Raw genomic sequence first — 14,917 nt, forward strand, 5'->3', positions numbered from 1 at the left:
GGCGCGGCGTGGACGGGAATCGGGGCATAGCTGGTTCTTTCGGTCGGGAACGTCGGCCGCGTGCTCCACGGCCACCGTCGATCCTACCGGCCGGGGTCGGCCGGCCAGGGATCGGAGGCACAGGGGTCAGATGATCTCCGGGTCGTCGAACTGCACGCGCAGCGTCGGCGCCGGGCGGAACCCGGTCTTGCCCGCCGGAGCCTTGCGCCGCTTGCTCGCGTTGCGGACGATCGCGCCGCGCACCGCCGTCGCGACCTCCTGCCCCTTGGCGTACTCGAACCGCAGGATCGCGCGCACGGTGGAGTCGTCGACCGTCGCCGGGCCGAGGACGTCGATCAGCAGCCCCGGATCGACGGCGTCGACCGCCGCATCCACCACGTCCGGCGCCCCCGCGATCGACGCGAGCCGCACAGCGGGAGGGAAGTGCAGGGCGCGGCGGTCCACCAGCTCGGCGTGCGCGAACTCCGCGACCCGACCGGTGGCGAAGTCACGCGCGAGACCGCCGGAGACCCCCACCAGCACGGTCGGCGCTCCTGGTGCAGCGAGCCCGGCGGCGTTCGTCCACCAGCGCAGGCAGTCCTCGGCGACACCCAGAGTCTCCCTCGCCAGCATCCGCTCGCCGTCGAGCAGCAGCACGGCGCGGTACCCGCCCGCGGCGATCGGCTCCGCACCGCGGGTCGCCACGACGATGGCGCGCGCATCCGGCACGGACTGCACGGGATGCTCGCCGTCCGCCACGATCACGCGCACCCCGGGGAACGCACGCCCCAGCTCCTCCGCCGTGCGGCCGGACCCCAGCGTGACCAGCCGGAACCGGTCGTGCTCGCAGTGGTCGCAGTGCCAGTTGGTCGCGAGCGCCCCGCACCAGCCGCAGGACGGAACGCTTCCGGCCCTCCGCTGCCCGAGCGGGCCCGTGCAGCGGTTGCAGCGCGCGGCCTGCCCGCACTTCGCGCAGGCGATCTGGGGCGCGTACCCGGGCCTCGCCACCTGGATCAGCACCGGTCCCGCCGGCGTCTTCTCGTCGCCGTCGAGGGCCGCGCGCGCGGTCTTCCACGCCACGGACGGGATGCGCGCCGCCCGCGCCACCGGCTCCTCCGCCGTCTGGTTCGCGCTCAGGATCACCTTCGGCCACACCATGCGCTCCGGGTCGACCGCCCGCAGCCAGCCCAGCTCCACCAGCCGCTGCGCCTCGACGCTCCGGATGCGCCCGGCCAGGATGAGCGCGCCGCCCTGCTGCTCCTGCCGCACGAGCGCCGCATCCCTGGTGTGGATGTACGGGGCCTGCCTGGCCGCGTGCAGCGGGTCCCCGTCGTTCCAGACGATCAGCAGGCCGAGGTCGTCGGCGGGCGCGTACACGGCGGACTGGCTGCCGATCACGATGCGCGGGCCGGACAGCGCGCCGAGGAACGCCTTGTACCGCTCGGAGTCGGTCTGTCGGCCGTCCACCCGCACGACGGCCTCGGCGGGAGCCAGCGCGAGCAGTGTTGCGGCGAGCTGGTCGAGGTCGCGGTAGTCGGGGACGGCGATGATCGCGGTCTTCCCCGCCGCCCAGCAGGCGACGGCCGCCCCGGCGAGCGTCACGGCCCACTGGCCGACCCACTCGCCCTCCGGCGTGCGGACGACGCCCGGGATGGTGCGGAGCGCGATCCGCTCCCCCGCGGCGACGGCCGCCTCCAGCACGCCGTCGCCGTAGCTGCCGATCGGCGCGGTGCGCGGGTGGGCTGCCTCCTGCTCGGCGCTCTCGTCGCCGCTCGCCGCCGCCTGGGCAGCCAGCCACGCTTTCTCCACCCGCACCGACCGCGGGGGCACCGCGAAGCGCAGGATGTCGTTCGCCGTCCCCGCGCTGCGGTCGGCCAGCTTCCTGGCCAGCGCCCACACCGCGGGCGTCAGCACGCGCGCCGTCGACACCACCTGTTCGATCGGCGTCAGCTCGCCCTCGTAGTCGATCTGGTCGCGCGGCAGCACCTCCACCACGAACCCGGACACCATCCTGGCGCCCGTGCGCAGCGGCACCTTGACCCGCACTCCCGGATGCACGTCGGCGTCGAGCGCCTCCGGAACGCCGTAGTCGAAGAGGTGATCGAGTTGGGGAAGCGCCGAGTCGATCACGATGCGGGCGACCCGGCCGGCCGCCGCCATCGTCAGAGGCCTGCGGCCGACCGGAGGTCGTCGACGCGGTCCAGACGCTCCCAGGTGAAGTCCGGCAGCTCACGGCCGAAGTGGCCGTATGTCGCGGTCTTCGCGTAGATCGGGCGCAGCAAGTCGAGGTCACGGATGATCGCGGCCGGCCGCAGGTCGAACACCTCGCGGATCGCGGAGATGATGCGGTCCTCCGGCACGTGGCCGGTGCCGAACGTCTCCACGTACAGCCCGACGGGCGCCGCCTTGCCGATCGCGTAGGCGATCTGCAGTTCGAGCCGGTCGGCGAAACCGGCGGCGACCGCGTTCTTCGCCACCCAGCGCATGGCGTACGCCGCGGAGCGGTCGACCTTCGACGGGTCCTTGCCGGAGAACGCGCCTCCGCCGTGACGGCTCGCGCCGCCGTAGGTGTCGACGATGATCTTGCGGCCGGTGAGCCCCGCGTCGCCCTTCGGGCCGCCGATCTCGAACCGGCCGGTCGGGTTGATGAGGGTGCGCACGTGCGCGGACTCCAGCCCGGCCTCGTGGAGCACGGGGGCGATGATCTCCTCGATCACCTCGGCCTGCAGCTGCTCGTTGGACACGCTCGGCGCGTGCTGGGTGGAGAGCACGACGGTCTGCACCGACTTCGGGACGATGCCCTCGTAGCCGATGGTCACCTGGGTCTTGCCGTCCGGCCGCAGGTAGTCGAGCGTTCCGTCTTTGCGCACGGTCGCGAGGCGCTCGGAGAGGCGGTGCGCGAGCCAGATCGGCAGCGGCATGTACTGCGGCGTCTCCGTGGTGGCGTAGCCGAACATGATGCCCTGGTCGCCCGCACCCTGCCGGTCGAGGTCGTCGTTGCTCTGCTCCGCGCGCGTCTCCAGCGCGTCGTCGACGCCCTGGGCGATGTCGGGAGACTGCGCGCCGATCGACACGGACACGCCGCACTGGGTGCCGTCGAAGCTCACGTCGGAGGAGTCGTAGCCGATCTCCACGAGCTTGGCGCGCACCAGGGCGGGGATCTCCACGTAGCCCTTGGTGGTCACCTCGCCGGCGACGTGCACGAGGCCGGTGGTCACCAGGGTCTCGACGGCGACGCGGCTGTGCGGGTCGACCGTGAGGAGCGCATCCAGGATGCTGTCGGAGATCTGGTCACAGATCTTGTCCGGGTGGCCTTCCGTGACCGATTCGGACGTGAAGAGGCGCAGATCTGCCATTGTTCTCCTTAGCCGGATTGTGGCTGCTCGGACGGTGCCCGAGATGCTCGTCAGGCGATGACGTCGAGAATACGATCGGCCACCGACAACTTGGTCCCCGAGGCCTCCATCACTATATCCCCGCCCCGGCGGAGGACCACGACTTCATTGCTGTCCGTTGCGAAGCCCTGCGACCAGCCCACCTGATTGATCACCAGGAAGTCGCTGCCCTTCGACGCGAGCTTGCTGCGGCCGAGTTCGATCAGCGCCGACGGGTCGGGCTCCGTCTCCGCCGCGAAGCCGACGATGACCTGACCGTCGCGCCGTGCAGCCGAGAGACCGGCCAGGATGTCCGGGTTGGCGACCAGTTCGAGCGTGAGGGTCTCCCCCGCGACCGCCTTCTTGATCTTGGTGTCGCGGACCTCGGCCGGCCGGTAGTCGGCGACGGCGGCGGTCATCACGACGATGTCGGCGGCGCGCGCTGCCTCAGTGACGGCCTCCTGCAGTTCGAGTGCCGTCTGCACCTCGATCAGCTCCACGCCCTCCGGCGGCTCGACCTCGAGGTGGGCGGCGATCAGCACGACCTCCGCTCCGCGGGCGAGGGCCGCGCTGGCGACGGCGACGCCCTGGCGTCCGCTCGACCGGTTGCCGAGGAAGCGCACGGGGTCGAGCGGCTCGCGCGTGCCCCCGGCGGTGACGACGACGCGCTTCCCGGCGAGGTCGTCTCCTCCGCGCGGTCGGCGCGCGGCCTCGTTGGCCCTGCGGCGCTCGGAGAGCACGACGATGTCCGCACCGGATGCGGACGCCGCGACGGGGGAAGCGGGAGCAGTGGGGGCCTCAGTGGCGGGCGCTGCCGCATCCACTGCTGCCTGCGCTGCATCCCCTGCCGCTGCACGCTCGGGATGCGCGCCGACCGCGGCCAGCGCCTCCCGCACGATCACGGAGGGCTCCTCCATCCGGCCGGGGCCGGAGTCTGCGCCGGTGAGCTGACCGCTCGCCGGTCCGACGACGGTCACGCCGCGCGAGCGCAGGGTGGCGATGTTGGCGACGGTGGCGGCGTTGCGCCACATCTCCGTGTGCATCGCCGGGGCGATGACGAGTGGGGCCGTGCTCGCGAGCACGGTGTTGCCGAGCAGGTCGTCGGCGAGACCCGCCGCGAGCTTGGCGATGGTGTTGGCCGTCGCGGGAGCGATGACGATCAGGTCGGCCGACTGGCCGATAGCGACGTGCCGCACCTCGGCGACGCCCTCGTAGAGGTCGGTCGCCACCGGGTTGCGGCTGATCGCCTCCAGCGTCGGGCGTCCGACGAAGCGCAGGGCCGCCTCGGTGGCGACCACGTGCACCGAGTGCCCTTCGAGCACCAGCGAACGGATCACGCCGACGGCCTTGTACGCGGCGATGCCGCCGGTGACCCCGACGACGATGGTCAATCGTGCGCTCACGACGCCCTCCCCTTCAACGACGCCATCGCCTTGACGACGCGGCTCTCCCACGGCACTGCTCCTGCCCGGGCGCAGTGCCCGGGGGCGTCGCTATTCGGCGATCGGCTTGATGGTGAGCTTGTCCTCGTTGATCTCGTGCAGCGCGACGGACAGCGGCTTGTCGTCGACCGACGAGTCGACCAGCGGTCCGACGTTGTCGAACAGGCTGCCCTCGTGCAGGTCGGCGTAGTAGTCGTTGATCTGGCGTGCGCGCTTGGAGGCGAAGATGACCAGAGCGTACTTGGACTCGACCTTGGCGAGAACGTCGTCGATGGGCGGGTCGATGATGCCCTTGTTGCTGAGTGCCATGCGTGTATTGCTCCTTGCAGGTTGAACGGATCGTGGGTGGTCGCAGGCTGCGACGGCGTCTGAATGACGCGACGAAAACGGTCTACGGGCGCGACGGCGCCGCGCGGATCTTCATCAAGTCTACGACCTCGCGCGCCGCCTCGGCCACGTCGGTGTTCACGACGCGGTGGTCGAACTCGTCCTGAGCGGCCAATTCGACCTTCGCCGTCTCGAGTCTGCGCTGCTGTTCCGCCGGTTCCTCCGTGCCGCGGCCGATGAGCCTGCGGACCAGTTCCTCCCAGGTCGGAGGCAGCAGGAAGATCAGTCGCGCCTCCGGCATCGCCTTCCGCACGCTGCGCGCGCCCTGCAGGTCGATCTCGAGCAGCACGCTCTTTCCCTCGTCCAGCGCGCGCTCGATCGGCTTGCGCGGTGTGCCGTAGCGGTACGCGTTGTGCACCGTGGCGTATTCGAGGAGCTCGCCGTCCGCGATCATCCTGTCGAACTCCGCGTCGTCGACGAAGTAGTAGTTGACGCCGTCGACCTCGCCGGGCCGCGGGGCGCGGGTGGTCGCGGAGACCGAGAGCAGCACATCCGGGTAGTTCTCGCGGATGTACGTCGAGACCGTCCCCTTGCCGACGGCGGTGGGGCCCGCCAGCACCACGAGGTGGTTCTTCAGTCGCCCGGCCTTCGCCTCGCGGTCGATCAGGTAGTCGCGGAGGCGCAGGCGCTGGTGCCTGCCCAGGCCGCCCAGCCGTTTGGCGGGCGAGATCGCGAGCGTGCGCAGGGCATCCTGCATCTTGGTGGTGCCGATCGCGGGCACACTGAGCAGGAACTCGGTGACCCGCAGCCGCCCCTCGACGCCCTCCGGGTCGGCCGTCGCCTTGTCCAGGACGGTCAGCGGCGAGATCTCCTGGTGCGCGATAGCGGCCTTGACGGCCGCGCGCGCCCGGCGGGCGGCGACGGCGGCCTGCGATGCGGCGGCACGGTCGACCTCCGGCGGGGCCGGCCGGTGGGATGTTGCCGTGCCCGCCGCTGTCGTTCCCTCTGCTGTCGTCTGGTCAGACATGGCTCGCACGCACCTCCTCCGCCCGGCGCGCGATGGCGTCGGCCAGGCCGGACGGACCGGCGCCGAGCAGCCCGCGCGATTCGCTCACGATCACGCCGCCCGCGAACGAGCCGTACAGCCGGGGTGCGTCCTCCACCTTCGCGCCCTGGTGGCCGAAGCCCGGGGCGAGCACGGGAGCACGGTTGACGCCGGGCTCCCCCGCGATGTCGATGCCGAAGCCGGTGAGGTCGAGGGTCGCGCCGAGCACGAGCCCGACGGACCCGAATGCGCTGGGGGTCTGCGCCTGGTTGAACGATTGCACGTCTTCGATGATCGCACGAGCGACGGTGCTCCCCGCACGCCGGCCGTCCTGGACGACCGCGCGCTGGATGGCCGCCGCCTCCGGATTGGAGGTCGCGGCGAGCACGAACAGGCCCTTGCCGTTCGCCTCCGCCAGCCGCATCGGCTCCTCGATCGACCCGACGCCCTGGAAGGCCGCGATGGTCATCGCGTCCGCTTCCAGCGGGGCGCCGGGGGTGAGCCACGCCTCCGCGTACGCCGTGACGCTGGTGCCGATGTCCCCGCGCTTCGCGTCGGCGATCACCAGCAGCCCGGCCGAGCGGGCAGCCCCGATCACCTCTTCGAGCGCCGCGTACCCCGCGGAGCCGTAGCGCTCGAAGAACGCGACCTGCGGCTTGACGACGCCCGCCCGGCCCTTCGTCGCCTCGACCACCGCGAGCCCGAACTCACGCACACCGGAGGCCGAGGCCGCGAGGCCCCAGCTCTCCAGCAGGTGCGCGTGCGGGTCGATGCCGACGCAGAGGCGCCCGCTGGCCGCGAAGACTCCGGCGAGCCGGTCACCGAAGCTCACGCGCGTGCGGCCCTCTCGATCGCGTACTGCTGCAGCGACTTGACGTCGAAGCCCTCGCGGATCGCATCCACCGATGCCACCGCAGCGCTCAGCTCGGCGATCGTGGTGAACAGCGGCTTGTCTCCGGCCACCGCAGCGGCGCGGATCTCGTAGCCGTCCGCGCGGGCGGAGCGGCCGCTCGGGGTGTTGATGACCACGTCCACCTCGTTGCGGTTGATCAGGTCGACGATGGATGGCGCATCCACGTTCTCCGTCTCGCTGAACTTGCGCACGACGCTGGCGGCGATGCCGTTGCGGTTCAGGACCTCCGCCGTTCCCTCGGTCGCGAGGATCGAGAAGCCGAGCTCCTGCAGGCGGAGCACCGGAAGCACGATCGAGCGCTTGTCGCGGTCGGAGACCGACACGAACGCCGTGCCGCCGAGCGGCATGCCGCCGTACGCGGCCGACTGGCTCTTGGCGAACGCGCGCGGGAAGTCCTTGTCGATGCCCATGACCTCGCCGGTCGAGCGCATCTCCGGGCCGAGGACCGAGTCGACGACGTTGCCCTCCTTGGTGCGGAAGCGCTTGAACGGCAGCACGGCCTCCTTGACGGCGACCGGCGAGTCCATCGGGATGATCGAGCCGTCCTGCTGCGGAAGCAGACCCTCCTCGATCAGCCCGGCGACGGTCGCGCCGACCATGATCCTGGATGCAGCCTTCGCCAGCGGGATGCCCAGCGCCTTCGACACGAACGGCACCGTGCGGGAGGCACGCGGGTTCGCTTCGAGCACGTAGAGCACGCCGGCGCCGATGGCGAACTGCACGTTCAGCAGGCCGCGCACGCCGATGCCCTCCGCGATCTTCAGCGTCGCTTCGCGCACCCTGTCGATCTCGCGACGACCGAGCGTGATCGGGGGAAGCGTGCAGCTCGAGTCACCCGAGTGGATGCCCGCTTCCTCGATGTGCTCCATCACGCCGCCGATGTAGAGAGTCTCTCCGTCGTAGAGCGCGTCCACGTCGATCTCGATGGCGTCGTCGAGGAAGCGGTCCACCAGCAGTGGATGCGCCGGCCCGACGATGCCCTGACCGGCCACGCGCTCGAAGTAGTCGGCCAGCGACGGGCTGTCGTAGACGATCTCCATGCCGCGGCCGCCGAGCACGTAGCTCGGGCGCACGAGCACCGGGTAGCCGATCTGCTCCGCCACCTGCACGGCGCCGGGGAAGTCGAACGCGGTGCCGTTGCGCGGCGCGAGGAGTCCGGCGTTCTCGAGGATCTCGGCGAACAGGCCGCGCTCCTCCGCCAGGTCGATCGCCTCGGGCGTGGTGCCGAGGATCGGGACGCCTGCGGCCTCCAGGCCCTTCGCCAGCCCGAGCGCCGTCTGGCCGCCGAGCTGCACGACGACGCCCACGAGCTCGCCGCTCTGGCTCTCCGCGTGGATGACCTCCAGCACGTCCTCCAGCGTGAGCGGCTCGAAGTAGAGCCGGTCGCTGGTGTCGTAGTCGGTCGAGACCGTCTCCGGGTTGCAGTTGATCATGACCGTCTCGTACCCGGCGTCGCTCAGCGCGAACGACGCGTGCACGCAGGAGTAGTCGAACTCGACGCCCTGACCGATGCGGTTCGGGCCGGAGCCCAGGATGACCACCTTGCGCCTGTCGCTCGGCTCCACTTCGGTCTCCAGGTCGTAGCTGGAGTAGTGGTACGGCGTGAGGGCCGGGAACTCGCCTGCGCAGGTGTCCACCGTCTTGTAGACGGGACGCACACCCAGGATGTGCCGGATCTCGCGCACGTCCGCCTCGCCGAAGCCGCGCAGCTGACCGATCTGCGCGTCGGAGAAGCCGTGGTCCTTCGCATCCCGCAGCGTGTCGGTGTCGAGGGTCTCCGCGGTGCGGATCTGCTCGGCGACCTCGTTGATCAGCACGATCTGGTCGAGGAACCACGGGTCGATCTTCGTGGCCTCGAACACCTGCTCGGGCGTCGCTCCGAGGCGGAGCGCCTGCTGCACATCCACGATCCGGCCGTCCGTCGGGGTCTGGATGCTCGTCAGCAGCTCCTCGACGGTGCGGCTCTCGGCACCCCAGTGGAACGACGATCCGCGCTTCTCCAGCGAGCGGAGCGCCTTCTGCAGCGCGCTGCTGAAGCTGCGGCCGATGGCCATCGCCTCTCCGACCGACTTCATGGTGGTGGTGAGGGTCGGGTCGGCGGCGGGGAACTTCTCGAACGCGAAGCGCGGCACCTTGACGACCACGTAGTCGAGCGTTGGCTCGAAGCTCGCCGGGGTGACCTTGGTGATGTCGTTCGGGATCTCGTCCAGGCGGTAGCCGATGGCGAGCTTCGCGGCGATCTTCGCGATCGGGAAGCCGGTCGCCTTCGACGCGAGCGCCGACGAGCGGGAGACGCGCGGGTTCATCTCGATGACGATGATGCGGCCGTTCGCCGGGTCGACGGCGAACTGGATGTTGCACCCGCCGGTGTCGACGCCGACGGCGCGGATGATGTCGATGCCGATGTCGCGCATCCGCTGGTACTCGCGGTCGGTCAGCGTGAGGGCCGGGGCGACGGTGATCGAGTCACCGGTGTGCACACCGACGGGGTCGACGTTCTCGATCGAGCAGACGACCACCGTGTTGTCGGCGGTGTCGCGCATCAGCTCGAGCTCGTACTCCTTCCAGCCCAGGATGGACTCCTCCAGCAGCACCTCGCTGGTCGGGCTCTGGTGGATGCCGTCGCCGACGATGCGGCGCAGCTCCTGCTCGGTGTACGCGAAGCCGGAGCCGAGGCCGCCCATCGTGAACGACGGACGGACGACCAGCGGGTAGCCGAGGTCCTCGGCGAACTCGACGGCCTCCTCGACGGTGTGCGCGATGTGCGAGCGCGCGACCTCCGCGCCGGCCTCGATCACCAGCTCCTTGAAGATCTGGCGGTCCTCGCCCTTCTGGATGGCCTCGAACTTGGCGCCGATCAGCTCGACGTTGTACTTCTCCAGGATGCCGTGCTCGTGCAGCTGGATGGCGGCGTTGAGAGCGGTCTGGCCGCCCAGGGTCGGCAGGATCGCATCCGGCTTCTCCTTGGCGATGATGGTCTCGATGACCTCCCACGTGATCGGCTCCACGTACGTGGCGTCGGCGAAGTCGGGGTCGGTCATGATGGTCGCCGGGTTCGAGTTCACCAGGATGACGCGCACGCCCTCCTCGCGGAGCACGCGGCACGCCTGGGTGCCGGAGTAGTCGAACTCACAGGCCTGCCCGATGACGATCGGGCCGGAGCCGATGACCAGGACGGAATTGATGTCGGAACGCTTCGGCATTACTCGGAGTCTCCCTGCGATGCGGTTGCGCCGTTCTCCCGAGCAGTGATCATGTCGAGGAAGCGGTCGAAGAGGTAGTTGGCGTCGTGGGGCCCTGCGGCCGCCTCGGGGTGGTACTGCACGCTGAACGCGTTGAGGTCGAGGCAGTTGAGCCCCTCCACCACGTTGTCGTTGAGGCTGAAGTGGCTGACCTCGACGCGGCCGAAGCCCGCCGGGGAGTCGAACACACCGTCGATCGGCGCATCCACGGCGAACCCGTGGTTCTGCGCGGTGATCTCCACCCGGCCGGTGCGCTTGTCGAGCACCGGCTGGTTGATGCCGCGGTGGCCGAACGGCAGCTTGTACGTGCCGAGGCCGAGCGCGCGGCCGAGCAGCTGGTTGCCGAAGCAGATGCCGAAGTACGGGACGCCGGCCCTCAGCACCTCCTGCAGCAGCGCGACGTGCTTGCCGGACGCCTGGGGGTCACCTGGCCCGTTCGAGAAGAACAGGGCGGAGGGCTGCAGTTCCAGCACATCCCTGGCCGACACCATCTGCGGGAGCACGTGCACGTCGAGGCCGCGCGCTGCGAGGTTCTCGAGCGTCGACTTCTTCACACCGAGGTCGAGAACGGCGACGGAGCCGACCTTCTCGCCGACCGCGGGGACCGTGAACGGCTCGGGCGTCGACACCTCGGCGGACAGGTTGGTGCCCGCCATCGTCGAGGTGGACCGCACGAGCTCCAGCTGCTCCCCATCGGTGAGGTCGAAGTCCTCGCCGGAGAAGATGCCGGAACGCATCGCGCCCGCCGACCGGATGTGCCTGGTCACCGCGCGCGTGTCGATACCGCTGATGCCGACGACGCCCTGGGCGACCAGGTCGTCGTCGAGGCTGCGCTGGGCGCGGAAGTTCGACACGATGCGGCTGGGCTCGCGCACGACGTAGCCGGCGACCCAGATCTGGCGGGACTCCATGTCTTCGTCGTTCGTGCCCGTGTTGCCGATGTGCGGGGCCGTCATCAGGACGATCTGGCCCGCGTAGCTCGGGTCGGTCAGCGTCTCCTGGTATCCGGTCATGCCGGTGGAGAACACCGCTTCGCCGAACGTGCGGCCGACGGCGCCGTACGCCCGTCCGACATAGCGGGTTCCGTCTTCGAGGACGAGGACGGCGGGGGTTGCCTGCGCCACGTCACACCTCACTTTCCGTGCTGGTTCCCGCCTGATGGCCGGCGGGGAGAATGGATTCGACCGCGGCGATCACCGGCGCCCGGTCGGCCGGGTCGACGACCCGGAAGAAACTGTCTGCCGCCACGCCGCCGCTGGTGGTCCAGGAGAGACGGAGCAGTCCGTCCTTCTCGACCACGCGGTCGATGGCGGTGGTCGCCGCCCCGAGGCCGGTGATCGCCGACGACGGGATGTAGACGGGCTGCTCGCCGGGGATGGCGACGCTGACGCCGTCCTCCGTCACGCTCAGTTCGGCCTTGCCGCGGAACGAGAGCCCGGGGAGCGCGAGGCGCTCCAGGTGCTCCCCGCCCTTGGTGGTGGCGACGTAGAAGGTCGCGACGCGCGCGAGCGGCTGGGCTGCGGCGGTGGCCGCAGCCGGGGCAGCGTATCCGCCGCCCGCCGATCGGTCGCGTCGCACGCGTCGTCGCCAGCCCCAGACGATCAGCAGGACGGCGACGACCAGGACGGCCGCGACGACCAGGACGGGGACGAGCTTATCCACGCAGTGCCTCCTCGTAGTGTCCGGCGACCGCCCTCGCGCGGGCGGCGACCTCCTCCGCGTCGGAGACCGCGCCGTCGAAGACGGTCGGGTATCCGTGGTGGAAGGTCGCGATGACGCGGCCGGGGAGCGTCATCGACAGGTAGGGAGAATTGATACCCTTTCCGGCGAGGTCTCCGGTGGAGAACGACCGGGAGGCAGCGGGGTCGTAGAGCGTGAACTCCGCGGGAGCCCCCTGCTCGATCGCCTGGCCGTGACCGGCCAGCCTGCCAATGCGCGCCGGGGTGTGCGAGAGCACGCGGGCGACGTCCGCCCAGCCGAGCATCCCGTTCTGCACCACGGAGGCGTGCACCACCGAGAGCGCGGATTCCAGGCCGATCATGCCGAACGCGGCGGCGTCCCACTCGCAATCCTTCGACTCGACGGGATGCGGGGCGTGGTCGGTGGCGACGATGTCGATGGTGCCGTCCGCGAGCCCTGCCCGCAGCGCCTCGACATCCTCCGACCGGCGCAGCGGCGGGTTCACCTTGTATCGGGCGTCGTAGCCGCTCGCCAGGTCTTCGGTGAGGATCAGGTGGTGCGGGGTGACCTCGGCCGTCACGTCGATGCCGCGGGCCTTCGCCCAGCGGATCACGTCGACGGAACCGGCGGTCGAGACGTGGCAGACGTGCAGGCGCGAGCCGACGTGCTCGGCGAGGAGCACATCCCGCGCGATGATCGACTCCTCGGCCACGGCGGGCCAGCCGGCCAGCCCCAGCTCGCCGGACAGCGCACCCTCGTTCATCTGCGCGCCGACGGTCAGCCGCGGCTCCTGGGCGTGCTGGGCGATGACGCCGTCGAACGCCTTGACGTATTCGAGCGCCCTGCGCATCAGCAGCGGGTCGGAGACGCACTTGCCGTCGTCCGAGAACACCCGCACGCGTGCGCGGGAGTCTGCCATCGCGCCGAGCTCGGCCAGCCGCTCGCCCTCCAGGCCGACGGTGACGGCGCCGATCGGGCGCACCGTGGCGTAGCCGGCGGCGTCGCCGAGGCTCAGCACCTGCTCGACCACACCGGCCGTGTCGGCCACCGGGGAGGTGTTTGCCATCGCGAACACCGAGGTGAAGCCGCCGGCCGCCGCAGCGCGGGTGCCGGTCAGGACGGTCTCGCTCTGCTCGTAGCCCGGCTCGCGCAGGTGCGTGTGCAGGTCGACCAGGCCGGGAAGCGCGAGCAGCCCGTCCGCGTCGACCACCGTCGCGCCGGCAGCGGACAGGCCGGTGCCCAGCTCCGCGATCCTGCCGTCGCTCACCAGCAGGTCGGCACGCGTGCCGTCTGCGAGCGTCGCTCCCGCGATCAGATACTTCTCGTTCATGCCAAGTCCTCCCGATCTCCACCGGACAGCAGGAGGTACAGAGCGGCCATTCGAACGGAAACCCCGTTGGCCACTTGTTCCCTGACCGTCGAGCGGGGCGAGTCCGCCGCCGCCGCCGAAATCTCCAGACCCCGATTCATCGGACCGGGGTGCATCACAATGCTACCGTCGCCGAGCCGGGCGAGACGTTCGTCGTCCAGCCCCCAGCGACGCGAATACTCCCTGGTGTTGGGGAAGAACGCCGCGTTCATCCTCTCGCCCTGGATGCGGAGCATCATCACCACGTCCGGTCCTGCGTCGATCGCGGCATCGAGGTCATAACCGATCGTCGCCGGCCAGCCGGACGCATCCACCGGCAGCAGGGTGGGCGGCGCCACCAGCGTGACGTCGGCGCCGAGGGTCTCCAGCAGCCAGACGTTCGAGCGCGCCACCCGCGAGTGCAGGATGTCGCCGACGATGGTCACCGTCACGCCGTCGAGGTCGCGACCCCTGGATGCAGCACCGTGCAGCCTGCGCCGCATGGTGAACGCGTCGAGCAGCGCCTGGGTGGGGTGCTCGTGCATCCCGTCTCCGGCGTTGACGATGCCGGCGTCGATCCAGCCGCTGGCGGCGAGCGTCTGCGGGGCGCCGGATGCGCTGTGCCGGATGACGACGGCGTCCGCGCCCATCGCGGCGAGCGTCTGCGCGGTGTCCTTCAGGCTCTCGCCCTTGGAGACGCTGGAGCCCTTCGCGCTGAAGTTGATCACGTCGGCGGAGAGCCGCTTGGCCGCGGCCTCGAACGAGATGCGGGTGCGGGTCGAGTCCTCGAAGAAGAGGTTGACGACGGTCTTGCCGCGCAGCGTCGGAAGCTTCTTGACCTCGCGCTCCTGCACGTCGGCCATGTCCTCGGCCACGTCCAGGATGCGGATGGCGTCGTCGCGCCCGAGGGTGCGGGTGGAGAGGAGGTGCCTCATGCGCCGGCCTCCGCACTGCCCTCGGCATCCGCGGCGTCCGTCAGGCCGTCCTCGATGGTCACGGCCTCGTCCCCGTCGATCTCGGTGAGCAGCACGTTGATGCGCTCCGAGGCGGCGGACGGCAGGTTCTTGCCGACGAAGTCCGCCCGGATCGGCAGCTCGCGGTGGCCGCGGTCGACCAGCACGGCGAGCCGGACCGCGCGCGGCCTGCCCAGGTCGCTCAGCGCATCCAGTGCCGCCCGGATGGTGCGCCCCGAGTACAGCACGTCGTCGACCAGCACGACGGTCTTGCCGTCGATGCTGCCCGGCAGCGAGGTGGGCGCCGGGGTGCGGGTGGGGTTGCGGGAGAGGTCGTCGCGGTACATCGTCACGTCGAGCGCGCCGACGAGGTCGGCCGGCGATGCGACCGCCTGTGGCTCGATCCGCTGGATGTTCTCCGCGATCCTCCGCGCGAGGACGACCCCGCGTGTGGGGATCCCCAGGATGATGAGATCGTTCGTACCCCGGTTGGACTCGAGGATCTCGTGGGAGATCCGAGTCAACGCCCGGGTGATGTCAGCGTGTTGCAGCACTGTTCGCACTGTCATGCCGACCTCCTTCCCCGCCTCACAGGACGGCTGTTAAAGGATGTC

General features: G+C 70.6%; 12 protein-coding genes. All 12 read right to left on the bottom strand.

From position 1 onward, the window contains the following. Window positions 1-126: 126 nt before the first annotated feature. Complete coding sequence (locus B7438_RS02310) at window positions 127-2,139, bottom strand: hypothetical protein (RefSeq protein WP_085367733.1); 2,013 nt, start codon at window positions 2,137-2,139, stop codon at window positions 127-129. Window positions 2,140-2,141: 2 nt separating this feature from the next. Next, window positions 2,142-3,335 carry a methionine adenosyltransferase gene (gene metK, locus B7438_RS02315; RefSeq protein ID WP_085367734.1) on the bottom strand — a complete coding sequence of 398 codons (1,194 nt, stop codon included), beginning with the start codon at window positions 3,333-3,335 and terminating at the stop codon, window positions 2,142-2,144. Window positions 3,336-3,385: 50 nt separating this feature from the next. Next, entirely contained in the window at window positions 3,386-4,744 is a 1,359-nt protein-coding gene (locus B7438_RS02320; protein WP_085367735.1) for a phosphopantothenate--cysteine ligase family flavoprotein, read from the bottom strand. 102 nt (window positions 4,745-4,846) lie between these two features. After that, window positions 4,847-5,104 (bottom strand): DNA-directed RNA polymerase subunit omega, encoded by a 258-nt coding sequence (gene rpoZ, locus B7438_RS02325; protein ID WP_085367736.1) that lies wholly within the window; start codon window positions 5,102-5,104, stop codon window positions 4,847-4,849. A gap of 82 nt (window positions 5,105-5,186) precedes the next feature. Continuing rightward, window positions 5,187-6,149, bottom strand: coding sequence for a guanylate kinase (gene gmk / locus B7438_RS02330; protein ID WP_085367737.1), 963 nt, complete (start codon window positions 6,147-6,149; stop codon window positions 5,187-5,189). Beyond that, complete coding sequence (gene pyrF, locus B7438_RS02335) at window positions 6,142-6,999, bottom strand: orotidine-5'-phosphate decarboxylase (protein WP_085367738.1); 858 nt, start codon at window positions 6,997-6,999, stop codon at window positions 6,142-6,144. The genes gmk and pyrF overlap by 8 nt, the downstream gene beginning before the upstream one ends. Beyond that, a complete protein-coding gene (carB, locus tag B7438_RS02340; protein WP_085367739.1) occupies window positions 6,996-10,283 on the bottom strand; it encodes a carbamoyl-phosphate synthase large subunit in 3,288 nt (1,095 codons plus the stop codon). The genes pyrF and carB overlap by 4 nt, the downstream gene beginning before the upstream one ends. Continuing rightward, window positions 10,283-11,446 (bottom strand): glutamine-hydrolyzing carbamoyl-phosphate synthase small subunit, encoded by a 1,164-nt coding sequence (gene carA / locus B7438_RS02345; RefSeq protein ID WP_247597075.1) that lies wholly within the window; start codon window positions 11,444-11,446, stop codon window positions 10,283-10,285. The genes carB and carA overlap by 1 nt, the downstream gene beginning before the upstream one ends. Window position 11,447: 1 nt before the next feature. After that, entirely contained in the window at window positions 11,448-11,984 is a 537-nt protein-coding gene (locus B7438_RS02350) for a hypothetical protein (protein ID WP_085367741.1), read from the bottom strand. Next, window positions 11,977-13,332, bottom strand: a complete 1,356-nt coding sequence (locus B7438_RS02355; protein ID WP_085367742.1) for a dihydroorotase — start codon at window positions 13,330-13,332, stop codon at window positions 11,977-11,979. Before B7438_RS02355 ends, B7438_RS02350 begins: the two co-directional genes overlap by 8 nt. After that, window positions 13,329-14,285, bottom strand: a complete 957-nt coding sequence (locus B7438_RS02360; protein ID WP_085367743.1) for an aspartate carbamoyltransferase catalytic subunit — start codon at window positions 14,283-14,285, stop codon at window positions 13,329-13,331. The genes B7438_RS02355 and B7438_RS02360 overlap by 4 nt, the downstream gene beginning before the upstream one ends. After that, window positions 14,282-14,872, bottom strand: a complete 591-nt coding sequence (gene pyrR, locus B7438_RS02365; RefSeq protein ID WP_085367744.1) for a bifunctional pyr operon transcriptional regulator/uracil phosphoribosyltransferase PyrR — start codon at window positions 14,870-14,872, stop codon at window positions 14,282-14,284. The genes B7438_RS02360 and pyrR overlap by 4 nt, the downstream gene beginning before the upstream one ends. Window positions 14,873-14,917: the final 45 nt, after the last annotated feature.

This window comes from Leifsonia sp. NCR5, from assembly GCF_002105485.1.
Classification (GTDB): Bacteria; Actinomycetota; Actinomycetes; order Actinomycetales; family Microbacteriaceae; genus Leifsonia.

What these genes read in the sequence shown, in the direction of transcription:
- B7438_RS02310 (WP_085367733.1), bottom strand. Translation starts at nt 2,139, where the DNA reads ATGGCGGCGGCCGGCCGGGTCGCCCGCATCGTGATCGACTCGGCGCTT.
- metK (WP_085367734.1), bottom strand. Translation starts at nt 3,335, where the DNA reads ATGGCAGATCTGCGCCTCTTCACGTCCGAATCGGTCACGGAAGGCCAC.
- rpoZ (WP_085367736.1), bottom strand. Translation starts at nt 5,104, where the DNA reads ATGGCACTCAGCAACAAGGGCATCATCGACCCGCCCATCGACGACGTT.
- gmk (WP_085367737.1), bottom strand. Translation starts at nt 6,149, where the DNA reads ATGTCTGACCAGACGACAGCAGAGGGAACGACAGCGGCGGGCACGGCA.
- carB (WP_085367739.1), bottom strand. Translation starts at nt 10,283, where the DNA reads ATGCCGAAGCGTTCCGACATCAATTCCGTCCTGGTCATCGGCTCCGGC.
- B7438_RS02355 (WP_085367742.1), bottom strand. Translation starts at nt 13,332, where the DNA reads ATGAACGAGAAGTATCTGATCGCGGGAGCGACGCTCGCAGACGGCACG.
- B7438_RS02360 (WP_085367743.1), bottom strand. Translation starts at nt 14,285, where the DNA reads ATGAGGCACCTCCTCTCCACCCGCACCCTCGGGCGCGACGACGCCATC.
- pyrR (WP_085367744.1), bottom strand. Translation starts at nt 14,872, where the DNA reads ATGACAGTGCGAACAGTGCTGCAACACGCTGACATCACCCGGGCGTTG.